This window comes from Bacteroides ovatus, from assembly GCF_001314995.1.
GTDB lineage: Bacteria > Bacteroidota > Bacteroidia > Bacteroidales > Bacteroidaceae > Bacteroides > Bacteroides ovatus.
In genome coordinates, this window is the sequence record NZ_CP012938.1 from 4043731 (window position 1) to 4060814 (window position 17084).

A 17084-nucleotide genomic window follows, 5' to 3' on the forward strand; every position below is an offset into this window, starting at 1 on the left:
ATTCGCTAACAATATGAAATATCTCATTGCAGGAACGGGAGGTGTAGGCGGCAGTATCGCAGGATTCTTGTCGATGGCAGGCAAAGATGTAACCTGTATTGCCCGTGGAGCTCATTTGCAGTCGATTCAAACGAACGGTTTGAAACTGAAGTCGGATTTAAAGGGTGAACATACGCTCCGAATCCCGGCAACTACGGCTGAAGAATTTAGCGGGAAAGCAGATGTGATATTTGTATGTGTGAAAGGTTATTCGGTCGATTCCATCGTAGAACTGATAAAAAGAGCAGCACACAAAGACACGGTTGTCATCCCTATTCTGAATGTATATGGCACAGGGCCGCGCATACAGAAGCTAGTTCCGGAAGTCACCGTTCTCGACGGCTGCATCTATATCGTAGGCTTCGTATCCGGCACCGGAGAAATCACCCAAATGGGAAAAATATTCCGTCTGGTATATGGTGCTCATCACGGCACGGTTGTGAAGCCCGGATTGCTGGAAGCCATCCAACAAGACTTGCAGGAAGCAGGCATAAAGGTAGACCTGTCACCAGACATCAACCGGGATACGTTTATCAAATGGTCGTTTATCTCTGCAATGGCTGTGACGGGTGCTTACTACGACGTTCCGATGGGAGAAGTGCAGAAACCGGGAAAGATACGGGATACATTTATCGGACTTTCTACGGAAAGCGCTGCCTTAGGAAAGAAACTGGGCGTCGAATTTCCCGAAGACCCAGTCAGCTACAACCTGAAAGTGATTGACAAGCTTGACCCCGAAAGTACCGCTTCTATGCAAAAAGACCTGGCACGCGGACACGACTCGGAAATACAGGGATTGCTCTTCGACATGATTGCAGCAGCCGAAGAACAGGGAATAAATATACCAACCTACCGGATGGTTGCGGAGAAATTCAAAAAATCTAATCATTAACATTAATCCAATATAGAATGAATACCATGCTATTATCCATCAACTGGAACCCGAACCCCGAACTATTCAACCTGTTCGGCATTTCTATCCGTTATTACGGATTACTGTGGGCAGTAGGAATATTCTTTGCTTATGTGGTTGTTCACTACCAGTACCGGGATAAAAAGATAGAGGAAAAGAAGTTTGACCCGCTTTTCTTTTATTGTTTCTTTGGTATTCTGATTGGTGCCCGCCTGGGACACTGCCTGTTCTATGACCCGGGATACTACCTGTCTCATTTCTGGGAAATGATTCTTCCTATCAAATTCATGCCGGACGGAAACTGGAAATTTACCGGATATGAAGGACTTGCCAGCCACGGCGGTACATTAGGATTGATAATCGCCCTTTGGCTGTATTGCCGCAAGACGAAGCTCCATTATATGGACGTGCTGGATATGATTGCCGTAGCTACTCCAATCACCGCCTGCTTCATCCGCCTTGCCAACCTGATGAACTCCGAAATCATCGGCAAACCGTCTGATGTACCTTGGGCATTCGTTTTCGAGCGTGTAGATATGCAACCCCGTCATCCGGGACAGCTCTACGAAGCCATCGCTTATCTTATCCTATTCTTCATCATGATTTACCTGTATAAGAATTACAGCAAGAAACTGCACCGTGGCTTCTTCTTCGGGCTTTGTCTGACTTATATCTTCACCTTCCGCTTTTTCATCGAATTCCTAAAAGAAAATCAGGAAGATTTTGAAAACAGCATGATGTTCAATATGGGACAATGGTTAAGCGTTCCGTTTATCATAATAGGCGTCTATTTCATGTTCTTCTATGACAAGAAAAAAAAGAAAATAGCCTAAATCAAAAAAAGAGGGATTAGCGGTTCAAACATCGCTAATCCCTTTTTTTATCAATAAAACAAATGCCATTTCCCTAATGTCAGGACAATAATCGAAAACATATCCTAAGACATTATATACATTTTCAGCTTATTTCCCCCTGACTATCTTCTTAATATCATTCAGTTTATTCAGCGCTTCAATAGGAGTAAGATTATTCACATCAAGATTCAATATCTCATCGCGAATCTGACAGAGAATCGGATCGTCCAACTGGAAGAAGCTTAACTGCATACCTCCACGATTCTCGCTCACTTCTGCCAACGGTTTACCTGCTATGCCCTGTTGGCGATTATCAGATTCAAGCTGTTTCAATATCTCATTTGCACGTTTCACAATGCTTTTCGGCATACCGGCCATCTTTGCTACATGAATACCGAAAGAGTGTTCACTACCGCCACGTTCCAGTTTACGAAGGAAGATTACTTTGTTATCAACTTCTTTCACCGATACATTATAATTCTTGATACGCTTGAAAGATTTCTCCATCTCATTCAATTCATGATAATGCGTAGCAAATAATGTACGTGCTTTTGCTTTGGGATGTTCATGGATATACTCTACAATTGCCCAAGCAATGGAAATACCATCATAAGTAGAAGTACCACGACCCAATTCGTCAAATAATACCAGACTCCGGGAAGAAACATTATTCAGGATATCAGCCGCTTCATTCATCTCTACCATAAATGTAGATTCACCGACTGATATATTATCGCTCGCTCCTACACGGGTAAATATCTTATCAACTAAACCGATATGCGCACTTTCCGCAGGAACAAACGAGCCGATTTGAGCCAATAGCGTAATCAATGCTGTTTGGCGCAAGAGTGCCGACTTACCGGCCATGTTCGGACCTGTAATAATAATAATCTGCTGTGTATCGCTGTCCAGCATTACATCATTGGCAATATACTTCTCACCTATCGGAAGTTGTTTTTCTATTACCGGGTGACGTCCCTGACGAATATCCAATACGTCATTATCCTCAATAATCGGACGGATATAACGATTCTCACGAGCCACATTGGCAAATGACAACAGACAGTCCAGACGTGCAATCTGATTCGCATTAATCTGTATCTGTGGAATAAACTCCATCAATGCCTGTACTAAGTCCGTATATAGCTGCGTTTCCAGAATCAGAATCTTATCTTCCGCTCCCAAAATCTTTTCTTCATATTCCTTTAGTTCCTGCGTAATATAACGTTCCGCATTAACCAGCGTCTGTTTACGAATCCACTCTTTAGGAACTTTATCTTTATGGACATTACGGACTTCGATATAATAACCGAATACGTTATTATAAGCCACTTTCAAACTCGGAATACCCGTCTCTTCGCTCTCCCGCTGTTGTATCTTTAGCAGATAATCTTTTCCTGAATAGGAGATTTGCCGCAATTCATCCAAGTCTGCGTTCACACCGTCCTGAATCACTCCACCTTTATTTATCAGTAAAGGAGGATCATTTTTAATCTCTTTGGCAATCCGGTCACGAATAGAAATACAAAGATTCAACTGTTCGCCAATGCGATTCAAGCTCGCATTATCAGCTTCCATACATGCCTGTTTTATCGGCTCAATTGCTTGCAAGGCAACTTTCAACTGAACGACTTCACGAGGCGACACACGCCCTACAGCCACTTTGGAAATAATACGTTCCAGGTCACCTATCAGATGCAACTGTTCTTCAATCAGTTCCTTAAAATCAGGTTGGCGGAAGAAATATTCCACTACGTTCAAGCGTTCATTGATCGGTTTCTCATCCTTTAAGGGAAAAACCATCCAGCGTTTCAACAGACGCGCTCCCATCGGGCTGATTGTTCTGTCAATCACATTGAGCAGGCTACTTCCGCCATCATTCATATTACCAATCAACTCAAGACTACGCACCGTGAACTTATCCAGACGGACGTATTTATCTTCTTCAATACGCGCCAATGAAGTGATGTGACCAATTTGCGTATGCTGCGTCATTGTCAGATACTGCAGGATAGCACCGGAAGCAATGATACCGTTCTTCAAGTGCTCTACTCCGAAACCTTTCAGATTCTTCGTTTCAAAGTGTTTCAGCAGTTTCTCACGGGCAGTCGTTTCTGTAAATACCCAGTCGTCCAGCTCGAATGTGAAGAACTTGTTACCGAAATTACCTTCAAACATCAGGCGTTTGCCACGTTCAAAAAGAATTTCCTTAGGGGCAAAGTTATTCAACAGCTTGTCTATATAATCAAAAGGCCCTTCTGCAGTAAGGAATTCACCGGTAGAAATATCGAGAAAAGCAACTCCACAGGAAGCCTTTCCGAAATGAACGGCAGCCAGGAAGTTATTTTCTTTATAGTTCAGAACATTATCATTGATAGAAACACCGGGAGTAACCAATTCGGTAATGCCACGCTTCACCAGCTTCTTCGTCATTTTCGGGTCTTCCAGCTGGTCACAGATGGCGACACGTTTTCCGGCACGAACCAGTTTCGGAAGGTAGGTATCAAGGGCATGATGAGGAAAACCTGCCATCTCGATAGTTTTTCCTTTCCCATTGGCACGTTTTGTCAGTGTGATCCCTAAAATTTCGGCTGCAACGATGGCATCCGTAGAATATGTTTCATAAAAGTCACCGCAACGAAACAGCATCACTGCATCCGGATGTTTTGCCTTCAAATCCAGAAACTGTTTCATCATCGGGGTGAGGACAATCTCTTCTTCGTTCACGGGTGTCTCCTTTTCTTTTTTGTTGAGTATATAATGAATTATCCTTGCAAAGATAACGGTTTTTCGGCAGAGAATCAACGGTATGCTCCGATTCAATTTTCAAAATAAATGTTGCATACCTTGAAAAAAGGAGAGTTTATTTCTTAATAAGTAGGGGAAAACTATTAAAACGTGTTATAAAACATGCTATTTTTCTTGGATAATTTGCTAATTTCCCAAGAGTCCGTATCTTTGCAATGTGTTTTTCATAGTATTAGATTTAAGGTTAACAAAGGTTGGAGCAAGGCGTTGCTCCTTTTTTTATGCCTATACGCTTCGTCCCTATTTGATATAAACCAGCAGAACTCTCTCTTTTTCAATCATCAGATTCTTTTGGCCAACCTGAAATCCTAGAGATTCGGTTCAGAGCAGCCCCACCTTTAAAAATAGATTCATTCCGGTGCTCTAATGAACTAAACTAAACAGTAGCTTCCAATAGCCAGTAAGAGATAACCTGTTTTAATACTGTATTTAGTTTTTCATAATACTTAATTATTAAATTAAAAAATACAGTATTGATTAATGCATTAAAGATGAACCAAAGATATTTTATGGTGATTAATATTCTCTTAATGGCGAAACTTTACAAAAAAAAATATTTGTAGAAGATAGATTTTAAGGTTACATTAAGTTTTCATTAATCAAATCATCCTATATTTACAGCAAATCTAATTAAAACCATCGAAAAATAAAAAAATCTGTTTATGTACAAGAGAAAATTCATTCCGTTAGTACTGTTAATGATTTTAATCGTCAATGGATGCAGCAACAAGCAAGAGGTAGTGTTAACTCCGGTTGACTATGTAAATCCCTATATGGGGAATATCAGTCATTTGTTAGTTCCTACTTACCCAACTGTCCATCTTCCCAATAGTATGCTCCGCATCTATCCGGAAAGAGCAGATTACACCTCTGATAAAATAAAAGGCTTACCGGTCATTGTCACCTCGCATCGGGGAAAGTCTGCATTCAGCCTGTCTTTCTATCAGGGAGCAGAGAGCGGATTACAACCGGTATATTACTATTGTTATGATAATGAAGTGATAAAACCCTATTCCTATTCTTCCTATTTTGAAGAAGAAGAGGTTTCCACTAAATTCGCTCCTTCCCACCAGGCAGGAATCTATGAACTAAGTTTCCGGAAAAACAATGCTCCATATTTAATACTTAGTACCACCAATGGTGAGCTTAAAACTACGGAGAATACCATTTCCGGTTATCAGAACATAGATCATCAAACCAAAGTATATGTTTATATGGAGACTTCCGCACTGCCGGAAAAAACGATGACTGTCAGCAAAGAAGAAATAAATCACAGCCACACTGCCATAAAAGGCAAGAACGTGGGTATCGCTCTCTTATATTCAACAGATATAAAAACAATCAAAGTTCGCTACGGTATTTCCTTCATTGATGAAAAGCAAGCAAAAGCCAACCTACAGCGGGAAATAAAAGATTATGATGTGGAAAACCAGATGAACATTGCCAAAAACATCTGGAATCAAACATTAAATAAAATCAAAGTGGAAGGAATAGACGAAAATGCAAAAGCAATATTCTATACTTCCCTCTACCGGACTTACGAACGGATGATTTGCCTTTCGGAAGACAACCGCTATTACAGTGCTTTCGACAATAGTATCCACAAAGATTCTGTCCCATTTTATACCGACGATTGGATTTGGGACACGTATAGAGCAGTCCACCCCTTACGTGTTATCATCGAACCACAAATGGAAGCTGACATGATTCAGTCTTTTATCAGAATGGCACAGCAAATGGAACATAACTGGATGCCTACATTTCCTGAAGTTACGGGAGACAGCCGTAGAATGAATTCCAATCACGGTGTAGCCACTGTTATTGATTCATATATAAAAGGAATCCGTAACTTTGATTTATCAGCTGCTTACGAAGCCTGCAAACTTGGTATTACAGAAAAAACGTTAGCCCCGTGGTCAGGCATAAAGGGAGGTGAAATCACAAAATTCTATTGGGAAAACGGATATTTACCGGCATTGGCACCGGGAGAACAAGAAACAGCTGACGAAGTACACCCATTTGAAAAACGCCAACCGGTAGCCGTCACTCTAGGTACGTCTTACGATGAATGGTGTCTGGCACAAATAGCCAAACAACTTGGGTATGAGAAAGACTATAACTACTTTCTACAAGGGAGTAAAAACTATCGGAATATTTTCAATCCTGAAACAAAATTCTTCCATCCCAAAAATGCAAAAGGCGAATTCATAGAACCCTTTGATTATGCCACTGCCGGTGGATTAGGTGCTCGTGAAGCATACGGCGAGAATAACGGTTGGATATACCGATGGGATGTTCCCCATAATATTGCTGATTTAATTGAACTGATGGGAGGGAAAGAAGCATTCAGAAATAATCTTGAAACGATGTATAACACCCCATTGGGCGAAGCCAAATATGTATTTTATGCACAATTACCGGATCATACGGGTAATGTAGGTCAATTTTCAATGGCTAATGAACCCAGTATGCACATTCCTTATCTGTACAACTATATAGGAGAGCCCTGGAGAACTCAAAAAAGAGTAAGGACATTGCTCGATGAATGGTTTAGAAATGACCTGATGGGACTCCCGGGCGACGAAGATGGCGGAGGAATGTCAGCATTTGTAGTCTTCTCCATGCTAGGTTTCTATCCTATTACTCCTGGTTTGCCTATTTATGTCATCGGAACTCCTATGTTCGAAAGAGCAGTTATTGAAACAGGAGCCGGCAAATCATTCGAAGTCATTGCACACAACTATTCGCCGACAAATAAATATATCCAATCAGCCAAATTAAATGGCAAAGATTGGAACCAGTCCTGGTTCGAACATAAAGAACTGATGAATGGCGGCAAACTGGAATTTACAATGGGAAACACTCCCAATAAGAATTGGGCGGCAGACAGTGTGCCCCCTTCTTTTGAAATGAATAAATAACAGAATATGAATAAAATATTATTTGTCCTTTTATCGCTTTTGATTTCTCTGCAATCATACTCCCAAGAGCAAAATGAAAAAGAAGTTTCATTTCTCTTGTTGGGAGATATACACTATGATTTATTGGAAGATCACGATATGGAATGGTTATCCACCAAACCGGATGATCTGCGCCAAGTTACCAAAGAATATTCAGTATTCACGAAAAATACATGGCCGGAATTCTCCCGGATAATCAGCGGGCAAGTTCAAAAACACCAGCCGTCAATAAAAGCCGTTCTGCAAATGGGGGACTTGTCAGAAGGATTGGCCGGTTCTCCACAAAAAGCAATACAGATGGCTAACAGTGCCTTTAAAGCTGTCAACAAAATGAATCTGAAAGTACCTTTCATTATGACTAAAGGTAATCATGATATCACAGGGCCAGGGGCTAAAGAAGCTTTTGAAAAAGTATACTTACCCAATATGGCAAGATTGGCAGGACATCCATCCTTACAGTCAGCCAATTACACTACTACTCTTGATGATGTATTATTTGTGTGTTATGATCCATGGGATCGGAATCCGGAAGGGCTACAACAATTAGAAAAGTCACTAGCCGGTTCGAAGGCAACTTACAAGTTTGTCATGTTACACGAGCCTGTGATTCCGGTAAACGAAAGATGCTGGCATGTATTCCGACAAGATAATGCCAAGAGGGAACAATTGCTGCAAATCATTGCCAGTCAACAAGCAATCGTGCTCTGTGCACATCTGCATCTATACTCCGTTGTCTGTCGGGACACTCCTTGGGGACCTATCGTTCAGATTCTCGTCAACAGTGTCATCAAAGATAAAAATATGCTGGTTCCGAAAAATGTAGTTGCAGACTATGGTCCTGAATTTGTAACGGCACACCCACAATGGCAACCTTCTACTCTACAACAGCGTATGGAATGGATTGATAAAGAAACTCCCCATATCCGTTTTTTCAAACAAATGGATTTACCGGGCTACGGCATCCTTTCTATTGACAAAGAAAACAACAAGATGCAATTAGAATATTATGCCGCATTTGGAGAAAAGCCATACGATACAGTCAACATATCCGAATTACTTACTTCTAATTAAAAACATATTAGCCATGAATGTAAAATTTAAAGCTCATTTATTTATTTTCTCCTTATTCTTTTGCTATAATCTATCAGCACAAGAAATCGTCAAAGGAGATTTTAAGAACGAAAATCCACAAAGTTCGTATGTTCCTTCATTTGACATGGATGCTACCGACAAACCGGTGAAGAATGTCATCTTAATGATAGGTGACGGCATGGGACTGGCGCATATCTGTTCAGGAATGTATGCCAATCAAGGACAGCTTACTATCACTAATTTAAAAACATGCGGTTTCGTCAGAACGCAATCTGCCAACAAGTTTACAACAGATTCAGCTGCTTCCGGAACTGCTTACTCAACCGGAAAAAAAACTAAAAACGGAGCGCTCGGAATGGATGAAAATAACCAAGTTATTCCAAACTTACCGGAGAAGTTATCCGGCTATGGCTACATTTCAGGAATCGTTACCACTGACAATCTCGACGGAGCTACTCCTGCTGCTTTCTTTGCTCACCAACCGGAACGTGGAATGTCTAAAGAAATTTGGGCAGATCTTCCTAACAGTAAGCTGACATTCTTTTCTGCCGGTAGTTATGAACTATTTGAAAAACAAGCACCAAACGTTCAAAAGGAAATCAAAAAAGAGTTTACCATCATAGAGGAACCGAATGACAAAGCTATCAAGAAATCTAAAAAACTGGGATACTTACCCACAAAGAGCAAAACAGCTTCTGTAAACGAAAACCGGGGAGATTTCCTTCCGTCTACCACCCAAATGGCTATTGACTATCTTTCGAGCAGGAGTACTAACGGTTTCTTCTTAATGGTAGAAGGTGCCCGAATAGATAAAAGTGCGCACAGCAATGATTATTCGGCAGTTGTCCGTGAAGTATTGGACTTTGATAAGGCGGTAGAAGCTGCCATCAGATTTGCAGAAAAAGATGGAAATACATTAGTGATTATTTCAGCTGATCATGAAACCGGAGCATTAGCTTTACGTGACGGAAACATAAAAGAAGGCAAAATGAAAGCAATGTTTGTATCTAAAGGACATACACCAATCATGGTTCCACTGTTTGCATACGGTCCACAATCCAAGCTTTTTGGCGGTGTTCAGGAAAACAGCGATGTTAGTAATAAAATTCTCCAATTACTCGCTAAATAAGATATAAAACAGATCTGTCATTCAAACTGAAATAAGAAAGAGTTTCTTCTATATGAAAATAAGAAATTCTTTCTTATTTTTTCTCTGCCTGATAAACTCCAAAAATAATGCAACCTGCTCCCAATAATGTAATCCACGTGATTTTTTCGTGGAGAATGATTACGGATGCCACCATTGTTACCAACGGATTGAGATAGATATAATTGGAGGCTCTAACGGTTCCCAACTGTTTCAATACCACATTCCAGAGGACATAACAAACCAAGGATGCCAAAACGGCCAAAAATAAGAGATTGGATAATACAACCGGTTTTAAAAGTACATCGAAATCCGGTTGCAGCGGATGAAGAAGAAAGGCGGGAAGTATGGTCAATACTCCATAAAAGAATATTTTGCGGGTGATAAATACAGTGGGGTAACGCCCTGTCATTTTCTTTATCACCAAACTATAAAATGCCCACGACAGGGCGGCAAGTAAAGTGAGCAAATCCCCTACTGGAGATAATTTGAGTACAAAACTACCGTTGAAGACCACCAGTCCCACCCCAATTAAAGCTAATATGGAACCATAAATCAAACCTTTGGTGGCTTTTTCACTCTTATAAAAGAGAAGGGAAAGAATGGTAGTAAGCAAGGGAGCTGTGCAAATGATGAAAGCGACATTGGATGCTTGCGTAATTCCCAAAGCTGTATTCTCTGTAAAGAAATAGAGTGAACCACCGAAAAAACCTCCTGCCATCAACCAAAGTTCGTCTTTCCAATTACTCGTAAACAGACGTTTGGGAGAAATCACCCAAATGCCCAGATAGGCAATAAGAAAACGATAGAAGAATATCTCCTGTGGGGTCAGTCCGTGATTAATCAATACTTTGGTTGATATGAAAGTCAATCCCCAGATAGCAACTACAAGTATCGCAATCAGATGGTAATATCCATGCTTCAATTCCATAATGGTGGTGATGTTTGTTTAATAGAGTGCAAAGATAGCGAGAAGTTATGGAATGTTTGTTTGGAGAAGTAACAAAAAGCCCGTACCTTTGTTTATGTTCAAAGAAAGTTCCTAAAATAAGGTATAAGTTATGGAAAAATATATAGCACCGGACAGGAAACGTATCCCATACGGCATGATGAACTTTGCAGTAATCCGCCGCGACGACTGTTATTATGTAGACAAAACCCGGTTTATACCCATGATAGAAGAGGCGGACAAGTTTTTCTTCTTTATTCGTCCGCGCCGTTTCGGCAAAAGCCTCACAGTAAATATGTTGCAGCACTATTATGATATACTTGCCAAGGATAAGTTCGATGCCCTGTTTGGCGACCTTTACATCGGAAAGCACCCTACGCGCGATCGGAACAGCTATCTGGTACTATACCTCAACTTCTCCGGAATAGTAGGCGAACTACACAACTATCGCAAAGGACTGGATGCGCATTGCCAAACAATGTTCGACTATTTCTGTGATATTTACGCCGACTATCTCCCCAAAGGCATCAAGGAAGAACTCGACAAAAAAGAAGGAGCTGTCGAACAATTTGAATACCTATTCACAGAATGTAATAAGACCAACCAACGTATTTACCTTTTTATTGACGAATACGACCATTTCACCAATGCCATCCTCTCGGATATAGAAAGCCTGCACCGCTATACGGACGAAACACATGGCGAAGGTTATCTGCGCGCCTTCTTCAATAAAATTAAAGCTGGAACTTATTCCAGTATCGAGCGTTGTTTCATTACCGGTGTAAGCCCCGTGACAATGGACGACCTCACAAGCGGTTTCAACATCGGAACCAACTACTCGCTCACGCCGGAATTCAACGAGATGATAGGTTTCACGGAAGAAGAAGTGCGCCAAATGCTCACTTACTATTCTACCACCAGTCCATTCAACCACAGTGTGGACGAATTGATAGAAATAATGAAACCCTGGTATGACAACTACTGCTTTGCGGAAGAATGTTATGGCGAAACCACCATGTACAACTCAAATATGGTGCTCTACTTCGTCAAGAATTATATTCAACGAGGCAAAGCCCCCCGGGATATGGTAGAAGACAATATCCGTATCGATTACGAAAAATTACGTATGCTCATCCGGAAGGACAAAGAGTTTGCCCATGATGCTTCCATCATACAAACATTGGTGAGCGAAGGCTACGTCACCGGAGAACTGAAAAAAGGTTTTCCTGCCGTCAATATTACCAACCCCGACAACTTTGTGAGCCTGCTCTACTATTTCGGTATGCTCACCATTAGTGGCACGTATAAAGGAAAGACCAAACTCACCATTCCTAATCAGGTAGTCCGCGAACAAATCTACACTTATCTGCTAAGTACCTATAACGAAGCCGAACTCAATTTCAGTAGTTACGAAAAGAACGAACTTGCCAGCGCTCTTGCCTACGATGGCGACTGGAAAGCCTATTTCGGTTATATTGCTGACTGCCTGAAACGCTACACCTCCCAGCGTGACAAGCAGAAAGGTGAATTTTTTGTCCACGGCTTTACGCTTGCCATGACGGCACAAAACCGTTTCTACCGTCCCATTTCCGAACAGGACACACAGGCAGGCTATGTCGACATTTTCCTCTGTCCGCTACTGGATATCTATTCAGACATGAAGCACAGCTACATTGTGGAACTGAAATATGCCAAGTATAAAGACCCTGAAAACCGCGTGGAAGAACTGCGACTGGAAGCTATTGACCAAGCCAATCGCTATGCTGACACTGATACGGTGAAAAGAGCAGTAGGCACTACACAGCTTCATAAGATTGTGGTTGTGTACAAAGGAATGGATATGCCGATATGCGAAGAGATTTAATATGTGAAGAGGTTTAATACAAAAAGAAACTCGCATTACAAGCGCATTATGCAAAAAACAGATAGGCTGACAATATGAAAAGATCAATAAAACGTCTACCCAAACGCACGCAAGAAGAGCTGGCGGTGCTGCAAGAACTGATATTGTCGAATCTTTCGAAAGTGCGTATGATTATCCTGTATGGAAGTTATGCACGAGGAAAATATGTCATCTGGGATGAAACATTCGACGGGTACGGGAGTACTTACTACCAAAGTGATTTGGATATTCTGGTGATATGTGATACGAAAGATGCTACTAATGCAGAGAGACATGCGCGCGAAGTTATCGTCCCCAAATATGATAAAAGAATGGAAGGAAAGCGGCGTCCGGCTCCCCCTAGTATTATTGTAGAAAATCCGACGACCATTAATCGGGCTATGAGAAGGAAGCATTATTTCTTCTATGAGATTATAAAAGATGGTATTCTGTTGTATGACGATGGTACGTTTCAGATTGGCAAACCGGAGAAATTGCCGTTTCGGGAAATTAAGCAATATGCGGAAGAAGAATATGCAGAATGCTTCGACATGGGAGAATGTTTCCTAGATTCAGGACACACTGCTTACAAAAATGGTAATTTTAAATACGGTTCTTTCTTATTACATCAAGCCTGCGAGCGTTTCTACAAAACATTTACGCTTGTGTATAGCGGCTTTCGCCCTAAATCTCATGAATTGAAAGTGTTGGGAGCGATGGTTAAAAGCTGTTCACGAGAATTCGCAAATGTATTTCCAACCCATACTTTCGAAGATAATAAAGCCTTTGATAAATTATGCAGAGCATATGTCGAAGCGCGATATAACCGACTATTCACCGTTAGCAAAGAGCAATATGAGTATATGCTGGCACAAACAGAGGTGCTACACGAAGTTACTATTCGGGAATGTGCCGCACGCATGGCATATTACGATGAGATGATAGAAAAAGAAGAGAAAGACAAGATGTAAACCATATATTGTAAAATAATATATCAACCTTTTACATTCTCCTTTCATGTACGATTTGTTTTTCAAATATCTCCCTTTTAAAATAGCCAAAACAAGAGAAAAGAGGCTGTATTCCTCTTCGGGATACAGCCTAAATATCAAATTTATACATGAGTAACTATATACTTTATTTGGTCACTTTGTAAGTTCCACTTCCATAGTCCTTTGACTTCACCTCTCCGGGAAGGGTTACGGTAGCGGTAACACCCTTAGGAATGGTGAATTCCCAAATCCAAGTGTCACCTTCGTATTTCCAGGCACTCTTGATGAGTCCGGCGGTGGAACGGTATTCGGCAGTCACATGTCCCAGTCGCTTGTCTGGAATGGGCTTCATGATGATATGCTTAAAGCCGGGAGTGGCAGGATCGGCTGCGATGCCGGCAACGGTTTCCCAAATCCATTCACATACACATCCGTAGGCATAATGATTGAAGCTGTTCATGCCGCGCGGTCCCATTCCCTTGTCTATCATATAACTGTTCCACCGTTCCCAGATGGTGGTGGCTCCGTTGTCCACAGAATACAGCCAACTTGGGTTCTTACGTTGGAAGAGGAGTTCATAGGCAATGTCTTCCATGCCATTTTCCGTGAGGGTGGGCATGAGGATAGATGTGCCCAGAAATCCGGTCTGCAAGCAAAGATCGTGTTGTGCAAAGTTTTCGCGCAGGCGGTCTATCATCTTCGCTTTGGCTTCGCCTTCCACAAGCTGGTTCTTTAGGGCAAATAAGGCAGGAGTTTGCATGGTGTTGAGGATGGCGGTTTTGAAAGTGCCGTCCTCGTTGAGGAAGTTCTCTTTGATGTATGCCTTTGCCGAATCGGCCATTTGCTGGTACTTGGCGGCATCGCGACCAGTGGCGGCAGCCATATCCCGCATCATGAAAGCATCTATCACCCAGTAAGAAGCGCTCAAATAGTTCCAATAGCTGACGGCATCAGGAAGCGGGCCTTGGGGAGAGAAAGCGAGTCCGCTACAACTTTCCAGTGGTTCGTAGCTCAACCAGTCAGCCCATTGGTAGTTGCCGTTCTCACCGCAGAGAGTCTCGTGATTATACTTGGTGTCGTTGATGTGGTTCATAAACAGGTCCATGGCGTTCCAGCTCTCTTCAATAATTTGCGTGTCACCGAATTGCTTCCATACCGTCCAGGGCACAATGATTCCGGCATCGGCCCAACCCAAACGCATTTTCTCATCACCGTATTGTGCCAAGGGAGCCACTCCGGGGAATCCACCCAAACTGTTTTGAGTGTCGCGCATGTCACGCATCCACTTATGGAAAAACTTCATGGTGTTAGCAAAGAACGTACCGGTTTCTGCAAACACTTGTGTGTCTGCTGTCCAGCCCAGACGCTCGTCACGCTGCGGACAGTCGGTGGGTATAGACAGGTAGTTGGATAGCTGTCCCCAATAAGTGTTGGAGATGAGCTTGTTCACAAGGTCGTTGCCTGTGGTGATAGTGCCGGTCTCCAGTTCCTTTGCGATGGAAGTAACGGGGATGGACTTCAACGACTTGATGGCAACATTCCCGGTGGCAGTTATGGAGACATAGCGGTAACCGAAGAAGGTGCAGTGAGGATAATAGGCCACATAGTTATCTCCGCCAGCAAAGGTGTAATCCAGACGGATGCTGGTGTGGGGGATGCGCAGGTTTTCGCGATGGCAGCTTCCTTCCGGACCGTCCATGCCACGAATCTTGGCACCGTTGCCATCATTGAGCAGCTCTGCAGGAAGGCAGGTCAGCACCGTTCCCTCGGCGGCTTTGAATACGAAAGAGGGTACGCCGGCACAATTTTGTCCGAAGTCCACCACTAACGTCTCTCCCGGACTTACGGTCATCTCCGTACCCGATGCGAACTCACGGGCGATAATTACCTTACCGAACTCATTCTCCTTTGCTCCTTCTACATTCTTCCAAACGTATGCTTTGACAGGAGCGAGGGCGAGATCAGTACGCAGATAGACTTCCGCTCCGTCCGAAGGCAGGATGTCGCCGGAGAATTCTGTATTCTCTTCGGGGGTGGAAAGTTTGTCCACACATTCGTAGCCCATCGGCTCGCGTGCATCGTACTCTTCTCCGTCAAAGATACCGGCATGTTTCACCGGGCCGGCAATTCCGGCTTTCCAGTTTTTAAGGTCAGTACCGTAACGCTTTTTGCTTCCGTCAGAAAAAGTCAGTTCCAGTACACCACGGAAGGCACATTTCTTGCCTATCATGCCGTCATATCCTCCGGGGGTTATGATTTTGTCACCCCACCATCCCGGCGTCACCTGTACGGAAAGCATGTTCTCGGCGTTTGGCTTGGTACGGATGATGTCTGTAATATCATAGGTGAAAGAACGTTTGGTCTTGGCATAGTGTGTGAAGCCCGGTTTCAGAAATTCCCCGCCTACGGGTTTCCCATTCACATACAACTCGTAAACTCCCAGTCCAGCGGTCATCCACTTGGCAGAGACAATTTTCTGTTCGTTTTTCACGGTGGACACGAACCAACTCGCTCCATCGGCTGCGCGACCGTTGTTATGTCCTTTCACTACAGGGGCGTTTACTGCGGAAATCCATTTGGATTCGTTCCAGGCTGATGCTTCCAATGCGTCAGTACGTTTTCCGACTTCGGTTGCGTTTATCAGTCCGCTATTCGAGAAAAGCGCGAAAATCATTATCGGGATAAGATTCGCAAAACAATGAAGATTCATTTTCATACTTATATGTATTTTTTAGTATTAAAAGATTAACTTAGAAATACTGTTTTAGTTTTACGGGGCTTGCACAACAAAATTACAGAATTATATGATATGACAGACGATTTCTGCATTTTTTTTGACTCAATGATGGTTTCTATTCAATCCGGAACTGACTCATAAGTCCGATCTGATTGAACAGACGACAGGAGCTTTGTACATTGAATGATCGATTATCGAGCAAAACAATGACATATTGTAAAATAATATAATCAATACACTCATTCAGTATATTGTAGAAATTATTTATTAAAGAAGAAAAAAAGATGCCGGTTATTCATTGCAATCATTCTTTCTTCTTTACACGAAACCCTCGAAATCGAATAAACTCTATTCAAGTTTTTAATAAATAACGAAGAGGTTTATTATAAACGGTATCCAAGTTTATTATAAACTCTTTTTTGACACTTTCAATACCTAAAATAGAATTATTGCAACAAAAATGGGCAAGAACTTTCACAGTTTCTTGCCCATTCGTTATCCTCATTATGCAATTCGCATATTAACCTATTGAACTTTATGTAATAAAATTTATATATTTCATTGTTATTTCTTTATTATTATTGACCTCAAATATACAAAATAAAAAGAAGAAAGTCAATAGGGAAAGCGTGGTTATCTGAAAATAAACACGTAAATTTGTGCCTCGAATTAGAAATAACAGTATAAATCACTATAAATAAAAACTTTATC

Annotated in this window: 10 protein-coding genes; 7 read left to right on the plus strand and 3 right to left on the minus strand. The window is 41.9% G+C overall.

All coding sequences use genetic code 11. The features are described from left to right. Positions 1–13 precede the first annotated feature (13 nt). Both Bovatus_RS15615 and lgt read left to right on the plus strand, forming a co-directional pair. Positions 14–931, plus strand: coding sequence for a ketopantoate reductase family protein (locus Bovatus_RS15615; RefSeq protein ID WP_004298676.1), 918 nt, complete (start codon positions 14–16; stop codon positions 929–931). A 17-nt stretch (positions 932–948) separates the two neighbouring features. Then, entirely contained in the window at positions 949–1785 is an 837-nt protein-coding gene (lgt, locus tag Bovatus_RS15620; RefSeq protein WP_004298678.1) for a prolipoprotein diacylglyceryl transferase, read from the plus strand. Positions 1786–1914: 129 nt separating this feature from the next. On the opposite strand, the gene mutS is transcribed toward lgt, so the two are convergent. After that, complete coding sequence (gene mutS / locus Bovatus_RS15625) at positions 1915–4503, minus strand: DNA mismatch repair protein MutS (RefSeq protein WP_032846723.1); 2589 nt, start codon at positions 4501–4503, stop codon at positions 1915–1917. A 773-nt stretch (positions 4504–5276) separates the two neighbouring features. On the opposite strand from mutS, the gene Bovatus_RS15630 reads away from it, so the two are divergent. From Bovatus_RS15630 to Bovatus_RS15640, 3 genes are read left to right on the plus strand one after another with little or no spacing between them, the layout of a single operon-like run. Continuing rightward, on the plus strand, positions 5277–7535 hold the full coding sequence (locus Bovatus_RS15630) for a GH92 family glycosyl hydrolase (protein ID WP_004298685.1): 2259 nt from the start codon (positions 5277–5279) through the stop codon (positions 7533–7535). A gap of 6 nt (positions 7536–7541) precedes the next feature. After that, entirely contained in the window at positions 7542–8645 is a 1104-nt protein-coding gene (locus tag Bovatus_RS15635; RefSeq protein ID WP_004298687.1) for a metallophosphoesterase family protein, read from the plus strand. 13 nt (positions 8646–8658) lie between these two features. After that, the gene (locus Bovatus_RS15640) at positions 8659–9795 is read left to right on the plus strand and encodes an alkaline phosphatase (protein ID WP_004298690.1); all 1137 of its coding nucleotides are present in this window, start codon (positions 8659–8661) and stop codon (positions 9793–9795) included. Positions 9796–9868: 73 nt separating this feature from the next. Here Bovatus_RS15640 and Bovatus_RS15645 read toward each other — a convergent pair whose 3' ends face one another. Next, complete coding sequence (locus tag Bovatus_RS15645; RefSeq protein WP_004298693.1) at positions 9869–10744, minus strand: DMT family transporter; 876 nt, start codon at positions 10742–10744, stop codon at positions 9869–9871. A 130-nt stretch (positions 10745–10874) separates the two neighbouring features. Between Bovatus_RS15645 and Bovatus_RS15650 the strand changes: the two genes are divergently transcribed. Together Bovatus_RS15650 and Bovatus_RS15655 are read left to right on the plus strand one after the other, a co-directional pair. Further along, a complete protein-coding gene (locus Bovatus_RS15650; protein WP_004298696.1) occupies positions 10875–12626 on the plus strand; it encodes an AAA family ATPase in 1752 nt (583 codons plus the stop codon). Positions 12627–12700: 74 nt separating this feature from the next. Further along, a complete protein-coding gene (locus Bovatus_RS15655) occupies positions 12701–13615 on the plus strand; it encodes a HEPN domain-containing protein (RefSeq protein ID WP_004298698.1) in 915 nt (304 codons plus the stop codon). A 166-nt stretch (positions 13616–13781) separates the two neighbouring features. Here Bovatus_RS15655 and Bovatus_RS15660 read toward each other — a convergent pair whose 3' ends face one another. Further along, the gene (locus Bovatus_RS15660; protein ID WP_004298705.1) at positions 13782–16352 is read right to left on the minus strand and encodes a family 78 glycoside hydrolase catalytic domain; all 2571 of its coding nucleotides are present in this window, start codon (positions 16350–16352) and stop codon (positions 13782–13784) included. Between the last annotated feature and the right edge of the window lie 732 nt (positions 16353–17084).